8 protein-coding genes are annotated in these 16,960 nt (G+C 45.5%); 3 read left to right on the top strand and 5 right to left on the bottom strand.

The features are described 5' to 3' along the window. Positions 1-443: 443 nt before the first annotated feature. Complete coding sequence (locus V202x_RS03630; protein ID WP_145171295.1) at positions 444-1,544, top strand: DSD1 family PLP-dependent enzyme; 1,101 nt, start codon at positions 444-446, stop codon at positions 1,542-1,544. A 111-nt stretch (positions 1,545-1,655) separates the two neighbouring features. Further along, entirely contained in the window at positions 1,656-3,032 is a 1,377-nt protein-coding gene (locus tag V202x_RS03635) for a DUF1501 domain-containing protein (protein ID WP_145171296.1), read from the top strand. 27 nt (positions 3,033-3,059) lie between these two features. Here V202x_RS03635 and V202x_RS03640 read toward each other — a convergent pair whose 3' ends face one another. From V202x_RS03640 to V202x_RS03660, 5 genes are all read right to left on the bottom strand, one after another. After that, positions 3,060-8,405, bottom strand: coding sequence for a DNA repair ATPase (locus V202x_RS03640; protein WP_145171298.1), 5,346 nt, complete (start codon positions 8,403-8,405; stop codon positions 3,060-3,062). A 151-nt stretch (positions 8,406-8,556) separates the two neighbouring features. Then, a complete protein-coding gene (locus V202x_RS03645) occupies positions 8,557-10,710 on the bottom strand; it encodes a flotillin family protein (protein ID WP_145171302.1) in 2,154 nt (717 codons plus the stop codon). Between the two features lie 4 nt (positions 10,711-10,714). After that, positions 10,715-11,335, bottom strand: coding sequence for a hypothetical protein (locus V202x_RS03650; RefSeq protein ID WP_145171304.1), 621 nt, complete (start codon positions 11,333-11,335; stop codon positions 10,715-10,717). 395 nt (positions 11,336-11,730) lie between these two features. Further along, complete coding sequence (locus V202x_RS03655; protein WP_145171306.1) at positions 11,731-12,543, bottom strand: enoyl-ACP reductase; 813 nt, start codon at positions 12,541-12,543, stop codon at positions 11,731-11,733. Positions 12,544-12,835: 292 nt separating this feature from the next. Next, entirely contained in the window at positions 12,836-14,605 is a 1,770-nt protein-coding gene (locus tag V202x_RS03660) for a sigma-70 family RNA polymerase sigma factor (protein ID WP_145171307.1), read from the bottom strand. 1,085 nt (positions 14,606-15,690) lie between these two features. Between V202x_RS03660 and V202x_RS03665 the strand changes: the two genes are divergently transcribed. After that, positions 15,691-16,839: a citrate synthase gene (locus V202x_RS03665; protein ID WP_145171309.1), complete on the top strand. Its 1,149-nt coding sequence runs from the start codon at positions 15,691-15,693 to the stop codon at positions 16,837-16,839. Positions 16,840-16,960: the final 121 nt, after the last annotated feature.

Here is a 16,960-nt window from a genome sequence, read left to right on the forward strand (position 1 = left end):
TATGACGGCAAGCCGTCATAAAAACACGAGAGTTTGACGCCAATCCACATCAAAACAGGTCGCCTGTCTGATGCGCTACGGATTGACTCAATAATTTAAAAATACCTTAGTACATCCCTTCCACAATCTCCGAAGAAATCACGTCCAGAACGTACCGGCTTCCACTCTTAAAATTTGGGGCCACCAACCATTTTGTCAAAGAACGACCATCAAAGATGTTCATCATTGTCCACTTTTCATCGACACATCTGAGACGCAACTTCAATGGGGACGCGGAGTTTATCGAGGTTTTTGGGAACTGTCAACGCAGTGGGAAAAGTTTTTTGAATAATGTCTGATTTCAAGAAAACCACCGCTGGGAATGTGAATCTCAACAGTTTTCTGTACTATCTCGTTAATAAACTTTGCCGCGTTCATTGATATTTTGGATATTAGGAAATTTTATGTCTCAGTCCCTGATTGGCTCAAATAAGTTTGATCTCGACACACCGGTTCTGTGCATCGACCTGGATCTGATGCAATCGAATATTCAAAAGATGTCGGAACACATCCTCAGCCGCGGCAAGACATGGCGACCTCACGAAAAGTGCCATAAAACGCCTGCCATTGCACTGGCTCAGATAGAGGCGGGTGCGCTTGGCGTAACCTGTGCCAAGGTCTCCGAAGCCGAAGTCATGGCGGCTGCCGGAGTCAAAGATATTCTGATCGCTAATATGATTGTGGGTAAAACTAAATGGGAACGCGTGGTTTCGCTATGCCGGCACGCCAACCCAATCATCGCCTGTGATCATTATGCCCAGATTGAACCTCTGGCCATGATGTGTGATGCGGCCGGTGTGACTTGCCGCATGATGCCCGAAGTGAATATCGGTCTGAATCGAGTCGGCTCACGCCCGGGACAGGATACCGTTGATCTCGCGATGGCCATCGACAAACTCGATGGAGTCGAACTGGCGGGAATCATGGGCTATGAAGGACATCTGCTTCAAGTTCAAGATCAGGAAGAAAAGAAAGAAAAGATCGAAGAAGCGATGCGAACACTCGTCGGTTGTAAAGCCGCCATTGAAGCGAAAGGCATCCCATGTGAAATCGTGAGCGCCGGTGGTACAGGTTCGTTTCAAATCACATCCGACTGTGAAGGAATCACCGAACTTCAGGCGGGCGGTGGTATCTTTGCCGATCCGATGTATGTCAACAAGTGCAATCTGACCGGCTACGATTATTCATTGAGTGTACTGGCAACCGTCGTCAGTCGCCCCGAAAAAGGGCGCATGGTACTCGACTGCGGCCGAAAGACCATGCATCCCGATTTTCAGCTTCCGCTGGTCAAAGCCTGGCCTGACGCCAAAGTCACCTCTCTCAGCGCGGAACATTGTGCTGTCGACCTGGGACCTGAATCGCAGGACCTCAAGATCGGCGACAAAATCGAACTCATTCCCGGTTATACCGACTTCACATCCATCCTGCACGAAAACTTCTACGGCTTCCGCAATGACCGTCTTGAAGTCGTCTGGCCCATTCAAGGGCGTGGGAAGATTCAGTAATCGAATCTCTGATTTTGCCACATTCTTTGCTTGGTTCTCAGCGAGCTTTCTGATAACATAAACATTGATTGATGTGTTGCTTCGAGAGTTTTTTCGGAGGAAGATAAAAGAATGGCTCAACACCCGTCGCAAGCTGGCTGCGCTGAATTTCAAAACACACTACGTCTGAACCGTCGTGGTTTTTTGAAAGCCGGCGGCCTGGGGCTATCCGGGCTCACACTTTCAGATCTTCTGAAACATGAGGCCCACGCAGGGCCTGCTGCGAAAAAAGAAAACTCGGTGATCATCCTCTGGATGCGAGGCGGCCCTTCTCAACATGAAACCTGGGATCCCAAACCAAACGCACCTGCAGAATTCCGGGGCGAATTTGGTGCGATCAAGACCTCCGTACCTGGAATTGAAATTGTAGACCTGATGCCGCGCTGCGCGAAGATCATGGAGAAATGGTCCATCATTCGCAGCCTGCATCATACCAACGCAGGACACTCTGCCGGTGATCAGATTCTGTTTACCGGACACCCGCCTGGCACGAACCCGGCTGTTAATGTTCACCCCAGTTGTGGCTCCATCGTTTCAGAACAGTTGGGTCACCTGACTCCCGAACTGCCTCCATATGTTATGATCCCGCGACAGGTACCGGGTACCGATTCTACTTACCTCGGGGTGGCTCACAAGCCTTTCGAAACATTGGCCGACCCCGCCAACGATGGCCCTTTTACGTTACAAAACTTTTCGCTTGTGGAAGGGATTAACGACAATCGGTTTAATCGACGCAAAGATTTATTGAAAAGCTTCGATCAGCTGCGAACTGATATCGATAACTCCGGACAACTGGACGCGATCAGTAAATTCCAGAAACAGGCGTTTGGCATTCTCAGTTCGGACAAAGCCCGTAAAGCGTTTGACCTCGATTCAGAACGCAGCAGCACGCGCGAACGCTATGGATTTATTCCGCGTTATAATCCTATGGATCCAACTCGCTGTAGCGCAAGTGCGTTTTCGCAGCGCATGTTACTTGGTCGTCGTCTGGTCGAAGCGGGAGTGCGACTGGTCACAGTCGACTGTCGCTGGTGGGACACACATGTGAAAGGCTTCGACTCCATGCGTAACGGTTTTCTACCTCGCTGGGACCAGTGTTACTCCGCCTTGCTTGAAGACCTGGACCAGCGGGGCCTTTTGGAAACCACACTCGTCGTTGCCTGGGGCGAGTTTGGCCGGACGCCGCGTGTGAATAAAAATGCGGGACGCGATCATTACCCCAACGTTTTCAGCGCTGCCATTGCAGGAGGACCTGTCAAAGGGGGCCAAGTGGTTGGTTCGTCGGATGCCAAAGGCGCATTTCCCAAAGATAATCCCAAGACACCACAAGATGTGCTTGCCACGATTTATCAACACTTGGGGATCGATACACAAAAGCATTACCTCGACCATTCGGGACGTCCGATTATCACGCTCCCCTTTGGAGAGCCATTGCACGAACTGGCGTAATGCTCTCAATGGAATCAGAATAACGGGCTAGTTGTCATCCACGCGTTTGATGAGTGCGTTGTAATCTTTGAGACAGCGGGTGATTAATTCCCGTAGTTCCTGAACCTCTGCCTGATGGGCATGTGAGGTTGCCAGCAGGGGCTGCATCCAGCCTTGCATCAAATCGAACTGTGTTTCCAACACGTTGAGCAATGAACGGGGAATTTTATTGACAACGGTGATTTTATCGGGGAGCTCGTCAGTCGCGGGCTGGTCTGCCTCAGGAACCATTGGAGAGACTTTAGCTTGTTCTAATTGTGATTGAACCGATTGTTCAAAGAGCGTTGCCACATCTTTTGTACCTGAGCTGAGTGCGACCTGAATGGCTTCCAGTCCTTCAGCAAGATGTTGAAACCGTTCAATAAAAGCACTCGCGTATTGATCGAGGTTGGTCTCTTTCTCTTGTGTCAGTTGATTGATTCCGGTGTCCATCGTTTCGCGGATCTCGTTTAAGCCTTCACTGACATTGCTGAGTTGTAAAATCGCCTGCGACAGCCGATCTTCTTCCCCGCCGACACTTTTGAGTTGCTGATTTTTGCGGAATGATTTTTTAATCTCTCTCCAGCGTTTTTGCTCCTCTTCAGTGAGAATCTCCATCAGTTCTTTAAACTTCAACAAGTTGGCTTCTGTATCTGAAGTCAAAGTCTGAACGTCGTTCTCATAGTTGGAAACAATGAGTGTCTCAAGTTCCTGATCGTTCATCACCGCATAGACTTTTTCGGCGATACGGTTCATATTGCGATACGATCCCTGCAATTTGAAAGCAGGTTCGATGCGATAGTCATCGGATTGAGCCGCCGACTGGATATATTGACGGTTCACCTTCAAGATCACATCGCGAACTCGAATCAGTTTTCTCATGGTGGAAACCATCTCGTTGAGTTCCTCAACTGAATAGTTTCCTTCCAAGTCGCCACGTTCTCCTGTGCCATTCTGTGCCATCTGAATGATCGTGTAGATATCTTTCTGACTGCGCGATGAAAGTGGATTCAATACGGGGTTGGATGTAATACTGTTTTCCAGATAGCTCATCTCAAACGCATCGGCGTGCTCGCCAATCACTTCACCCAGATTATAAATGTCGGCCCGGTTAGAAAGCATGTCAGGAATCTGGAATTTCTCGCCACTTTCTGTATAGGGATTGCCCGCCATCACAACAGCGACTTTTCGACCGCGTAAGTCATAGGTTCTGGTTTCGCCTTTGTAGACCCCTTCGATCTTCCGCTGAGCATCACAGAGTGAAATGAACTTCTGAAGAAATTCCGGATGACAGTGCTGAATGTCATCCAGATAAATCATCACATTGTCGCCCATTTCCAGCGCGAGGTTTAACTTTTTAACTTCTTCACGGGCTCCTGCATTCGGTGCAGAAGCGGGGTCGAGCGAAGTGACTTCATGCCCCAGAGCAGGCCCGTTGATTTTCATAAAAATGATACCCAACCGATTGGCGATGTATTCCATCAACGTGGTTTTCCCGTATCCGGGTGGAGAAACCAGCATCAACAGTCCCATCAGATCAGTTCGCTTCTGTTCGCCGGCCTCTCCCATCTGCTTGGCGAGGTTGTCACCAATCATTGGTAGATAGACTTCGTCTAATAACCGGTTTCTAACGAATGAAGTCAGCACACGAGGCTGAAACTCATCTAGTCGCATAATCTCTCGGGTCGTATCAACCAGTTCTTTCTTTAATGCGACATAAGATTCAAACCGGGGAACATTCACAGATTCAAATTCGGACAACCGTTTCATAAAACGATTGAAGTGCAAATGATATTCACCACTTTGAATACATGCATGCGAACCCGAAAGTCCTTCAATCTGATCAGTGACCTGGGCATCAATTAAACGGCCACGGTCCAGCTTTCCTTCGAGCAAGAGAAGTGCCATTTCATCACGATAATCATGATCTTCGGTATCGTCCTGATGATCCAGGAATGCCTGAACCCAGTCCCTGGCCAACAGAAACCAATTCGCTGGATTCTCACTGATGGCTGCCAGACTTTCTTCGAATCGTTCCAGCGCGTTATTGTGTTTCAAATACTTTTCGAAGTCATGATAGAGGTCTGCAGCGCGCTTACTGATGACAAAGGAATTACCACCGACTAACTCATGAAACAGATATTCGGCGGCCTCCGGAATCAATGCATCCTCAAAACCGGAAATTTGCCGGACACATTGTGTCAGTTGCTGCTGCAATTCATTAATATAATACTGCTGCTGTCCTGTTTGAGGGAAGACCTGCATGATCTTTCCAAACCCCGAAAGCTTGCTTGTAAAGATCGTTTTAGTATCCTCATCACAGAAATATTCCCAGTACAAGGCTGCCAGCGCCCGCGCGCTCGATTGATAATGTAACAGCCCCAGTGCCGGCTTGATATGCAATATTGACTTTAACAGAAGCAGTGCATCCTGATCGTGAACACCTTTAACATACCCCTCGCTATAACGGGGTCCCATGAACTTTTGAATGAAAGCCAAGAGTTCTTCATCGGTGAGTTTAGCCAGTGATTCTACAGAATGTTCTGGATCCGTTTCCAATGAATTCAAAAGACAGTAAGTCAGATATTCAGAACGATAGACGTCTTTGTTTTCGGAAACGACTTCCTGATTCCAAACTTCTTTTGTGGCCAGTAAACGCTCATCTTCGATGACTTCAAAGAAATTGGTTCCCGTTAAATGCAATTGCAGCGCATCATCACGAAAGACAGTGGTTAAATCAAGTGGTTGACGATTGACGGTAAATTTACGGTTGCCAAGTTTGATGATGTTCTCGCCATCAACAAATAATTCCTGCTTGTCTTTCAACTGCCTTACGGTATCTTCACGGATACTTTTCAGACGACTCTGTATGTCATCTACTTTGACGGTATCGTTCAATTCACCCAACTGGCGAACAATGTCTCGCACTTTGTCGATCATCAGGTCCGAAGCAAAGTAACCATTGATTTCATTAATCGAATCCAACTGTTCTGCACGGCTGCGAATGCCAGTTAAAATTCGATCTGCCGATTTCGCAAGGGTATTGGCCCGTTTGTTCTGACTCTCAACAATCGCCAATTTGCGCGATTCAAAGGCAGAGTAGATCTCTTCCCTCTTTTCTGTCAGCTGTTCGACGAATTCATCAAATTCTGCAAATCGCCCTTCGAGTTCCTCGACTTGAATCATCAGTTTTGTAAGAAAGTCATCACATTTTTCAGGTGAATCACAAACATCCAGATAGTTCACAACTCCTTGATTCAGGAGTTTGATCTGTGCATTGAATTCTGCCACCCCTTCGACAGACATCAAATCTTTGATACGGCGTTTCAGGGCAGCCCGCGATTGATTAATACGGGAAAAATTCGTCGAGATGTTATCTATGATGGCAGTACGTTGAGTCGTGTCTTTGACTTTCAGGTTACTGACAATATCAATCAACATCTCCAATTCGCTCGAACTGGTCTCAATTTCTTTTTCGACTTTCCGCGCATCGGCTACTTTCTCGACCGTTTCAATTTGAGCCGTCGCTGCTGAAATTCGATCGGTGTAAGGCTTGAGTGCATCGTCTCGCAAAAGAAACGACACACAGCGTGTGGCCAGTTTCTCAGATCGTTCACTGACTTTTTTTTCCAGTTGATCAACGAGCTTGAGGTCGACATAACGTAGGTCGCGCAGCGAAATGATATCTCCCCGCAAACCTCTTAAGTTGGCAAGGCTCAACACAAAGTCATCAATTTTGTCGAAACGACGATGATTGATTTCTGTTAATGTTTTTCCGGTGTGTGTCTCGACTTCGGCCGTTCTCTTTTTTGTGCTCTGTTGTAGTTGTAATACCTTCTCAAATTCAGTGACTGCCGCTTCAGCTGCTCTTTTGATTTCAAGAACAACCTCTCCAAGCTCGCATGTCTCTTTGTGATTGATCCAGAAATAGGAATCGAGGACATCACTTGTATGTTTAACGAGATCTACATAAAGATTTTCATAAGCCTCTTTGCGATTGATTAACCCCAGAATTTCATGACATTCTGCCATGCCGCGTACGATGTCTTTGTTACCGATTTTGTTGAGATAAGAGTCTGTTTTGTGCGGAACCTGAAATGTATCGCTAATGTAAGGGGTTTTCCAGAGCTGAATCGTATGATGTTTCTGAGGCTCGTCCTGCCCGGAAAAACAGATTAACTCCCCCCCTTCAAACAGAGTGAATCCGTGACATCGAAGCGGTGTATCCAGCTTCTGTTCGATCACATTGTATTGTAATAAAACATAGGCCCCCTGATCAGGCTGGTAAAAGATATAGAGAAAATCTTCTCCGTTGGGGGAAGAAATTCGCCCCTGATAGAGCATATCTTTTAGCTCAGTCTCAAAGGTCTTTGATTCTCCACTTTGTAAATAGTAACCATTCGAGAAAACCAGACCATGATCATCGGGTAGCAGGATGCAAGCGTCTTTAATCGAATCCAGCCGTCGTGCATTCTGCAATTTTTCGTTATAAACAAAGTAACGATATTCTGACTCCTGGTAAGGTCGAATCTTGAGTAGGATCAGTGAACCAATAAGTGCATAGAAAATCTCGGCATCATCGAGTGTCTGATCAGGATCATCCACGGGTTCCGAATAGATTCCTTCACCGGTTTCGGTGTTGTTCTCTATCTTGATGGTTAAATCGCCACCGATCGTTTCAACAAAGAGTCGATCATCGATGGAAATATGTGGGTGCACTCCCGAAAAATGCAGGTCACGATGCGTACGCGTCCATTGAAATTCCTGCTGCGGTGGATACTGAACTTCATGGTCACTGCGGTTGTCAACGTAAACCAGTTGATCTTTTTGAATAGCCCATTTAAACGATTTAAAATCTTTCGGCCCTTCACCAACACGAAACAGCATATACAAAAAAGGACTTTTTACAAAAAACTTTGCAAAGGTGGCATTTTTGTAATAGCGGTAAATGTCTTTGAAATCTTTTTCAAACTCTGGATTCTGAATTAAATCCAGCGATAAAGGGTGATAGGTATCGTCTTTAAATTCGTAGACGGAAAAGACATCACTCAGATGAGTTTCCGCTTTCAAACCAAAGTGCACATTGTAACCGAATAGAAAACGGTTACCAACGGCCAACATATCGCGCGGGACACAGTTATGCTCTGTGGTGATTCGCTCACTGCCCAACAGTTGCGTTTCAATCGAGCCGAAAACATCTTTTCGCAGCTCATTGAGATTCCCCAGCCGTGACTGAAGTTCTTTGCCGTGACTCTGCAAACGATTTTGGATAATTTCGTATGTACTGCTCTCCAGTGCAATCGCATCTGCGTTGTCTGCTGCGACATCTTGAGAATCATTTTCCAAATCGGCCATTGACGTAGTTCCCGGGGCATCCTGTTTCTGTTTGTTTTCGCAAGAGTGAATGAATTCGAAATCGATTGGCTTTCCTCACATGACATGATTATCAAGTGAGGAAAGCCGTATCAAACTCTTTCAAAAGTCGAAAGTGTTGAGGTTTACCTTTCTACTTTTTGGGTTTTGCTTTTATAAAGGATGACACTTTTTGTTCTGAAATCCCCAGGTTTTTCACAGTCGCCAAAAGTCGATTCAGGACTGATTTATCCTCATCGCTGTCTGTTTGCACGATTAACTGAGAAATCAGAGCCGCTACGGAAAGATTCTTCACATCTTCAAAGGACATTCCAAAACGGGAAATGAAGGTTTGAAGTTGATCTTCAAAGTAATCCGGATTGCCATTAAAGAACGTATTCTTGATGTCGGTCATTGTTTCGCTATTATGCACAAAGCGATCGACGGCTTTTCCGCTCTTGATGGAATCCACAATTTTGTCGAAGAAGGTCGTTTCTCCGCCAACGATATCAATGCGAGCCGACTTCAATGCCTCGCCAACGATACCAGCTTGTGCTTCCGCAATATCCTTTTGCGCATCAATGGCCGCCAATTCGATATCCTTATCTTTATTAATTTGGATCTTGAACTCTTCGTGTTCGCGGCCCACTCCATCAAAGAGTTTCATTGCTTTAGCTTTTTCTACGATTCCATTTGCCTCAGAGCTGAATTTCAATTTCATCACGTTCGCTTCCGCAGTTCCGGACTTCTCGGTCCCTTCCGCTTTGGCAATCATGACATTGGCTTCCGCTTCACCAGTCTTTTCAGTCGCCTCTGCTTTGGCAATCTCGACGTTCGCTTCAGCCTGTCCTGTCTTCTCGGTCGCAGAAGCCTTGGCAATCATCACCTGAGCATCGGCCAGACCAATGGCAGCACCGTCTGCCGTTTTGGCTTCCGCCATAACTTTGATGGCATCAGATTTCTTCTCTGTCGCCGTTTTCTCTGCTTCCGCTTCGATGACAACTTTTTCCGCCAACAGTTCTGAAGATGTTTTCTGTGCTTCGGCTGCTTTGACTTCCTTGACTAAATTTTCTTCGGCTTCCATTTCCGCTTTTGTCACGGTGACCTGCTTGAGACGGTCCGCACCAGCGAACTCTTCGGTATCTTTAATCCGTTCCTGTTCTTCGACTACAGCACGTTCCACGATCACCCGCTCGCGAATCACTTCCTGGATATTGCGTTTTTCGACTTCGATCGCCTTTTCTTTGTCGATATCAGCTAAACCAACAACGCGTTCACGTTCGGTGACTTCCAGCAACCGATCTTTTTCAACCCGCTCTGTTTCGACAGCGTGTGTTCTGTCCTTGCTCTTTTCAGCAACAATCACCTGACGCAGTTTATTTTCTTCGGCAATCGCCAACTCTTCGTCGGTGCGAATGCGCGCCGATTCCGCTTTGAGGCGTTCTTCGTGTTGGACTCGCTCTGCCTCTGCCTGTTCACGGGCAGTTAATGCTGCAATTTCTCGTTGTTGTTTCTCAACAGCTTCTACACGCTGGCGTTCCAATTCCAGAATCGTTTCTTGTGCTTCCACGTCCTGTTTCTTAATCGTTTTTTCTTTTTCGCGTGTAATATTATTGGATAATACATGCTCGCGAGCTGTTAGATCTGTAATCTTTTTGATCCCTTCCGCATCAAGGATGTTGGTAGGGCTCAATTTTTCAACAGGGGTTTGTTCCAAATAGTCAATCGCACAGTCATCCAGAACATAGCCATTCAAATCGGTACCGATAATTTTGAGAATCTCTTCCTTGAATTTATCACGTTCGTTATACAGTTCAACAAAATCGAAATGCTTACCAACGGTCTTCAATGCTTCTGAAAATTTCGCATCAAATAGCTCAACCAATGCTTCACGACTTGAGGCCCTACGACATCCCAGTGACTGAGCCACATTACAGATGTCAGAAACTGTGTTATTCACACGCACGAAAAAGGCCACTTCAATATCTGCCCGGATATTGTCTCGACAAATCAGACCGGCTTCTCCTTTTCGGGCAATTTCAATTCGCTTGACCGACAAGTCCATCTGATCTCCACGATGCAATACCGGAATCACGAATATCCCTGATCCGGTAGCAACCTGCAGCTTTCCCACACCAGTTCGTACCAGAGCTTCTTCGGGGCCGACTTTTCGGTAAAATCGGGTAGCAGCAACTGCCATCCCAATACAGATAATGATAATAGCGCCTACAACAACAGAGGCTGAGTATCCAAAGATCTCAGCTGCTAGAAGGTAGCTAGCAGAAAGATGTAATGCCGGCATGGACATAATATTATGACTCCTGGTTAATTTTTACGACGTAAAAAAACTGTTTCTCCGAGTTATAATCTGTTAAACGGACCAGATCCCCTTTATGAATTGTTTTATCTTCAGAACGAATATGCAATTTTAAAGGAGCCCCTTCCGCTTCCATTTCACCCTGCCCGAACTGTTCGGATACCGTGCTACTGGTGACATGGCACGTCTTTCCTAACAAAGTCTCGACTTCATTAGGAGGTGTGAATTTAAAATATCCTCTAAGAGGTTGAGTGATCAGTTTTGTCACCACAAGACTGATCCCTATGTTTCGTAATGCCAGTGGCAAATAATCCATAAAATTCTGGATCTTTACATCGGAGTCGAAGTTGATTGAGAGCATCCACATGCTAAGTGAAAAAATACTTAGCCATAACATGACTGGTACTTCGCCAATATTCAGAAATCGGATTCCGATAAAACCGAAATCAAGAACAGATGCCCCTTCCGTACCAACTTCAGCATCCAGATCGAAGTCCAGAAAATCAAAGTCCATAAATCCTAGAATGACACTCAGCCAGTACAAAAGACATAGCCCTAATAGAACCGTTGCCGGCAGAGTGGGCCAATTCATTGAGGCTTGTATCAATTCACTCACGACATTCCTCGGACAGTAAGGAGATGTGAAATAATTCTACGACCTCGATGTGAATAGATTCCAACGAGTACGGTTATGTAAGTATGAGACGTAAAATATGCCTCATTGCTTTAAGAACGTAATTTAGTCTGTTTGGATCACGAAAACCTGGGAATCCAGCAGTTTTTTTCTTGATATCGTAATCGTTAGCAAAAAGGGAATTGTATGGGGAACGTACAATTTAATGAAATCGTGGAGATAAAACACACAAAATTTCCGAATGAAACCAAATCAACTCAAGGTTTTGTTTCGCCTTAACGATTGCTTCATCCTTTCTGAACAGAAAAAAAGCCACCTGTTGTAGCGGTTATGCTCAACAAATGGCATGAGATGATTTTACTGATCACTGGAATAGATTATCCCTGTTGTTGTAATTCGATCGGAGGGGCCCCCATGACATGGTACCCCGAATCGACGTGATGGTTTTCCCCGGTAACACCACTCGAAAGGTCACTTAACAAATACATTCCTGATTTACCAACATCTTCAGGGATGATATTCTTGCGAAGTGGCGACATGGTCTGATAAAGCTTCATCATCATATCGAATTCACCAACGGCTGATGAACTAAGTGTCTTAAGTGGGCCGGCACTTAAGCTGTTGACGCGAATGCCCTGCGGACCTAACTCATTGGCCAGATATTTGATGGAATTTTCAAGTGCGGACTTACAGACACCCATAATGTTATAACCGGGGATCACTTTTTCTCCCCCCAGGTAGCTCAGTGTCAGTAAACTCCCACCAGGCTTAAGAATGTGTTGCGCACGATTCGCGATCGCAATGAGACTATAGACACTGATTTCCATGGAGAGCTTGAAACCATCTCGACTCACGTTGGCAACAGGTCCTTTGAGATCGTCCATCGGAGCATACGCGATCGAATGCAGTAAGAAATCGATCTCCCCGTATTCTTCTTTTACGATTTCGAATACTTTATCAATGTCTTCATCCTTGGTGACATCACAGGGGACCATGATCCTGGCCCCCCTGGGTTCAACGAGTTTTCTCAAACGCCGTTCCATGCGCGGACGCTCGGGATCTTTATCAGGAAGGTGAGTGAAAGCCATCTCTGCCCCTTCGTCATAAAGCTTCTCTGTAATGGCCCATGCAATTGAGTGGTCATTGGCAATTCCAAAAACCAAACCTTTTTTGCCTTCAAAAAGACCCATTTTCTCTTACTCCGTAAAGATAATAAATTCTTAAAAGATTGAATCATTCAAAAATTCAATCTGCTTCAGTGAATCGGGGTAGCGTTTATTAGCCTGTATCCAGGTTTATTGTAGCGTTTCCAGGACTGTTTGTACCTCGTATCATCGCTTTGAAGCCGCTATGGTTCAATTGGACGCGCTATAGCTTATAAAATATTCGAATTATACAAAATAGAAAAGCCAAAGGCGGCCTGTTGTTGGTGAAAACAACAAACCGCCTTGGGTATTAATGATGAGTTAGATGGAGTCTAGTTTATTCAGCAACACCAGCCATCGTTGGTGATTCCTGTTCGGACTCAGCGCCCTCTTCTACTTCGTTCTCCTCATCTTCCTTATTGGGGAAGATCGCATCCACAAATCCTCTGAGATGGGCACTTCGGGTTTGATGCTGGAGTTTTCGCAGCGCTTTTGACTCGATCTGACGAATACGCTCACGAGTCACTTTGAAAATTCGCCCCGTTTCTTCCAGAGTGTAGCTATAACCATCACCCAGACCATAACGCAGGCGAATGATTTCGCGTTCGCGGTAAGTGAGACTCTTGAGAACATGTTCGATTTTGTCTTTCAACATCTCACGCATAGCGGCATCAGCTGGAGAGGACTCGTGACCATCTTCCAGAAAATCGCCAAAGCTACTGTCTTCGCTTTCTCCCACAGGAGTATCAAGACTAATGGGATGCTTCCAGGTCTTCATGATTCGTTCCGTCTCTTCAACTCCCAAACCGACGGAATCTGCGAGTTCTTCCATCGTTGGTTCGCGTCCCGTTTCCTGACGAATCTGTTCGCTTCGTGCTTTCAGAGTGGAAATACTCTGGAACATATGGACGGGAATTCGAATCGTTCGGGCATGGTCAGCAACAGCACGCGTAATCGCCTGACGAATCCACCATGTGGCATAAGTCGAAAACTTATAGCCTCGACGATACTCATATTTTTCTACACCACGCATCAAGCCCGCGTTTCCTTCCTGGATCAAATCCAGGAAGCTCAGACCACGATTTCGATATTTTTTGGCAATCGAAACAACCAGCCGCAGGTTTCCACCTGAAAGCTGCTGTTTGGCCTCTGTCCAATCATCGAATCGGCGTTTGATTTCGCGTGAACGAGTTTGAAAGTCTTCAGATGACTCAACAACCATGTTGGTCAGTTCTGAAATTTCACGCTCCAGCAGGCGAGTATCAGTAGATTTATGCCGTAATTGTTTATAGTCATTGAGCTGTTCTTGAACCTCTCGTAATCGTCCGGCAATTTGATGAATTCGCTTCAGCACTGGTTGTAGACGTTGGGTACGCAGACAGAGCTCTTCACAAAGCGTTGCCATTTTTTGACGACGAATCATCATGCGTTTCTGTACTTCGCGCTGCTGAGGCTTCGTTAGTTCACCTGAGTTTAAAAGCTGAAAGTCATCAAAACTTTTCTCGAGTAGTGCTTTCAGGGTGGCAATATTAAAAGGCATCCTCCCCATGATCTGGTCTTTCGTGGCATCTTCCGTATCAGAGGTTCTTAAAGTTCTCTCAAAAGGAAGTTCGCCTGCATAGACTTTTTCTAGCGTATCGATCGCAATTTTGAGGGCAAAATCGGATTCGAGCACGGTACGCCGGAACCGCTTGCGAGTAATCTCGATCTTCTTAGCAAGGAAGATTTCACGTGACCGGCTCAACAACGGGATGTTCCCCATCTGGCTGAGATACATGCGAATTGGATCGCGTGAAGAAAGGGATGTTTCGGGCTCGACAATTGCGGCAGCTTCATCAGAGTCTTCGCTTGCTTCTGGCGAAGCATCAGACTCTTCGGTGTCGGTATTTACTGTTTCCTCGACAGCTGGCATTTCCTCATCGATGTCCGCGTTCGGATCATCGATCAGATCAAGTTCACGTTCTTCCAGCCCCAGTACAATATACTCGATCAGGGCAGGATCGCCCCCTTCATCAGGGAGAAAAGTATGTACCTGTTGAAATGTTAAAAAACCTTGTTTTTCCGCTTCCTGAAATAGTGAATTCAGATTGGCATCGAAACGGTGCACGGGTCACTCCCTTAAATATGTAAATTGTCAAAAATTGAATGGCCACACGTCCGTGTGTAACCACGGCGTTTTAGTTTATGAGAATAAAAGAAAATGATTACCAGCAAACATCAAGATTACTTCACTCATTTTCATTTCCAAACGTTATTTCTATTCAGCTGTCTTTCAAATTGTGATACTCATTTTTGTTACAATCACTCTACTCATCACTACTCAATTCCTATAGCGATAGAGCAAAGAAATCATTGCAAAAAACACCAAATTCTCCTGGAGGTTTTGAAACAATTTCAGAACACGTGCCCCTTATCTCTGTATGGAAAATGATCGATCTAAAACACATCCTGATCATTAGAGGTAGGCTGACCATTGCGTAGAGCATCTGAAAAATTAAAACGCTCAAATACGCTTCCGCGCTCTTAATTGGAGCATCCGGCTCGCCAATAAAATTATTCAAGAGGGTTCTCTCCCACAGCATCCTTACTCCTCCCGAGAACCTGAAAAAAGCTCATAAGCCTCCCGCTCATATCGCTCTATCCTATCACAACTTTCTGTAACGTCTACGGAAATATAACAGGGTGTTTTAATATTTTCTAAAAAACCTCACTCACATTACTGGTCAACAACGTACCGAAAAGTGATCGTATTCCTTTCCATTATAAGAGTTATACCAAAACAGAATCCTCGGAATCTGGCCAAATCATAAAATTGCAGGAATATTAAGAAGTAGAACCACTTCACGCAAAATGTTGAGGAGAAACCCTCTTCCTAATCTTGTTCCTATTATTCTTTCACCCTCCTGGAAATAGTCAATCCCCTGATTTGAATCCATAGATGAACATTTATTAAACACACTCTATTCTCAGAGAATGATGTTGAGCCCCCCTCAGTCAAGATACTGTACGATAGAAACAAATTCGCTACATTGAACTTATGGGGGGGCTTGATATACTGGGAGAATACGAATTTTCAATAGTTTGTTTAATAAAAGTCGGCAGAGAGTGCTCCCAAATTAGCATTCTGGCTTGTCATAGCAGACGGCACTGTAAATTTATTGACTGTTAGTTGAGAAAGTGAAATCAGTTCAAATGAGCGCAGACGACATAGAGAAAACATCAAGCGAAACTGTCAAAGGGCTTAAAGGGATTAATGCAGCCGACAGTTCAATCTGTTTAGTCAACGGAACCGAAGGGAAATTACTATATCGCGGATACAACATCGATGATTTGGCTGAGAATGCGACATTTGAAGAAATCTCCTTCCTGTTGTTAAAAGGCGAACTTCCCACGGCTGATGAACTGACAAAATATCAGGAGAGCTTGAAGCAGCATCGAACTATTCCAACCGAATTGATTGAAGCTCTCAAAAAGCTGCCTCCAACGGCTCCCCCTATGGCACTTCTCAGGTCTATGACTTCTTTAGCAGGCGTTTACGATGAGGATGCTGAATCGGAAGATGTCGAAAAGCGGCTAGAGATTTCCATCAAATTGATTTCACAAATTCCGACGATTGTGGCAGCCATCCATCGAGTGCGTAAGGGGCTGGAGCCTGTGGCTCCTGATCCTAGCTTGTGCCATGCGGGAAACTTTATGTATATGCTCAATGGAGAAAAGCCGAGCCAAGACGCCACTCGCGCAATGGATCTTATTTTAACGTTGCACGCTGAGCATGGATTAAACGCGAGCACGTTTACCAGTCGCGTGATTATTGCGACGCTTCCCGATATCTATTCTGCCATCACAGGTGCCATCGGCGCTCTGAAGGGGAAGCTGCATGGGGGTGCCAATACAGAAGTGCTAAAAACACTCTTCGAAATTGGATCGATGGAAAACATCGCCCCTTACGTGAAAAAAGTTCGCGCAGAGAAAGGAAAGTTTATGGGATTTGGCCATGCGGTCTATCAGGTAGAAGACCCACGTGCCAAGCACCTAAAAGAGCTTTCGCGGCGCTTAGGCAAAGAGACCGGAGAGCCGAAGTGGTATGAGATGTCCATCGAAATGGAAAAACTCGTCTACGCAGAAATTTCCCGAAATTGTAATGTCGATTTCTATTCTGCCAGTCTCCAACACTATATGGGAATTCCCGGCGATTTGTTTACCTGCATTTTCGCAGCCAGCCGCATTGCTGGTTGGTGTGCCCATATTCTTGAGCAACTTGATGGAAACAAAATTATCAGACCCAATGCCAATTATATTGGCTATGAAGAACGTCCTTATGTTTCCGTTGGTCAACGATAGTTTGTGGATCTTCAGTTGAACTCTTATGAACCCCGGTATCAAACCGGGGTTTTATGCTTTCTGAAATCATTTAACAAAATATTCAGTCATTTAAATCTTACTTCTTTTATTCATGTCAGGG

Source organism: Gimesia aquarii, assembly GCF_007748175.1.
GTDB classification, from domain to species: Bacteria; Planctomycetota; Planctomycetia; order Planctomycetales; family Planctomycetaceae; genus Gimesia; species Gimesia aquarii_A.

Bases quoted from the DNA above. Each gene is read 5' to 3' on its own strand.
- V202x_RS03665 (WP_145171309.1), top strand. From the start codon at position 15,691: ATGAGCGCAGACGACATAGAGAAAACATCAAGCGAAACTGTCAAAGGG.
- V202x_RS03630 (WP_145171295.1), top strand. From the start codon at position 444: ATGTCTCAGTCCCTGATTGGCTCAAATAAGTTTGATCTCGACACACCG.
- V202x_RS03645 (WP_145171302.1), bottom strand. From the start codon at position 10,710: ATGTCCATGCCGGCATTACATCTTTCTGCTAGCTACCTTCTAGCAGCT.
- V202x_RS03655 (WP_145171306.1), bottom strand. From the start codon at position 12,543: ATGGGTCTTTTTGAAGGCAAAAAAGGTTTGGTTTTTGGAATTGCCAAT.
- V202x_RS03635 (WP_145171296.1), top strand. From the start codon at position 1,656: ATGGCTCAACACCCGTCGCAAGCTGGCTGCGCTGAATTTCAAAACACA.
- V202x_RS03640 (WP_145171298.1), bottom strand. From the start codon at position 8,405: ATGGCCGATTTGGAAAATGATTCTCAAGATGTCGCAGCAGACAACGCA.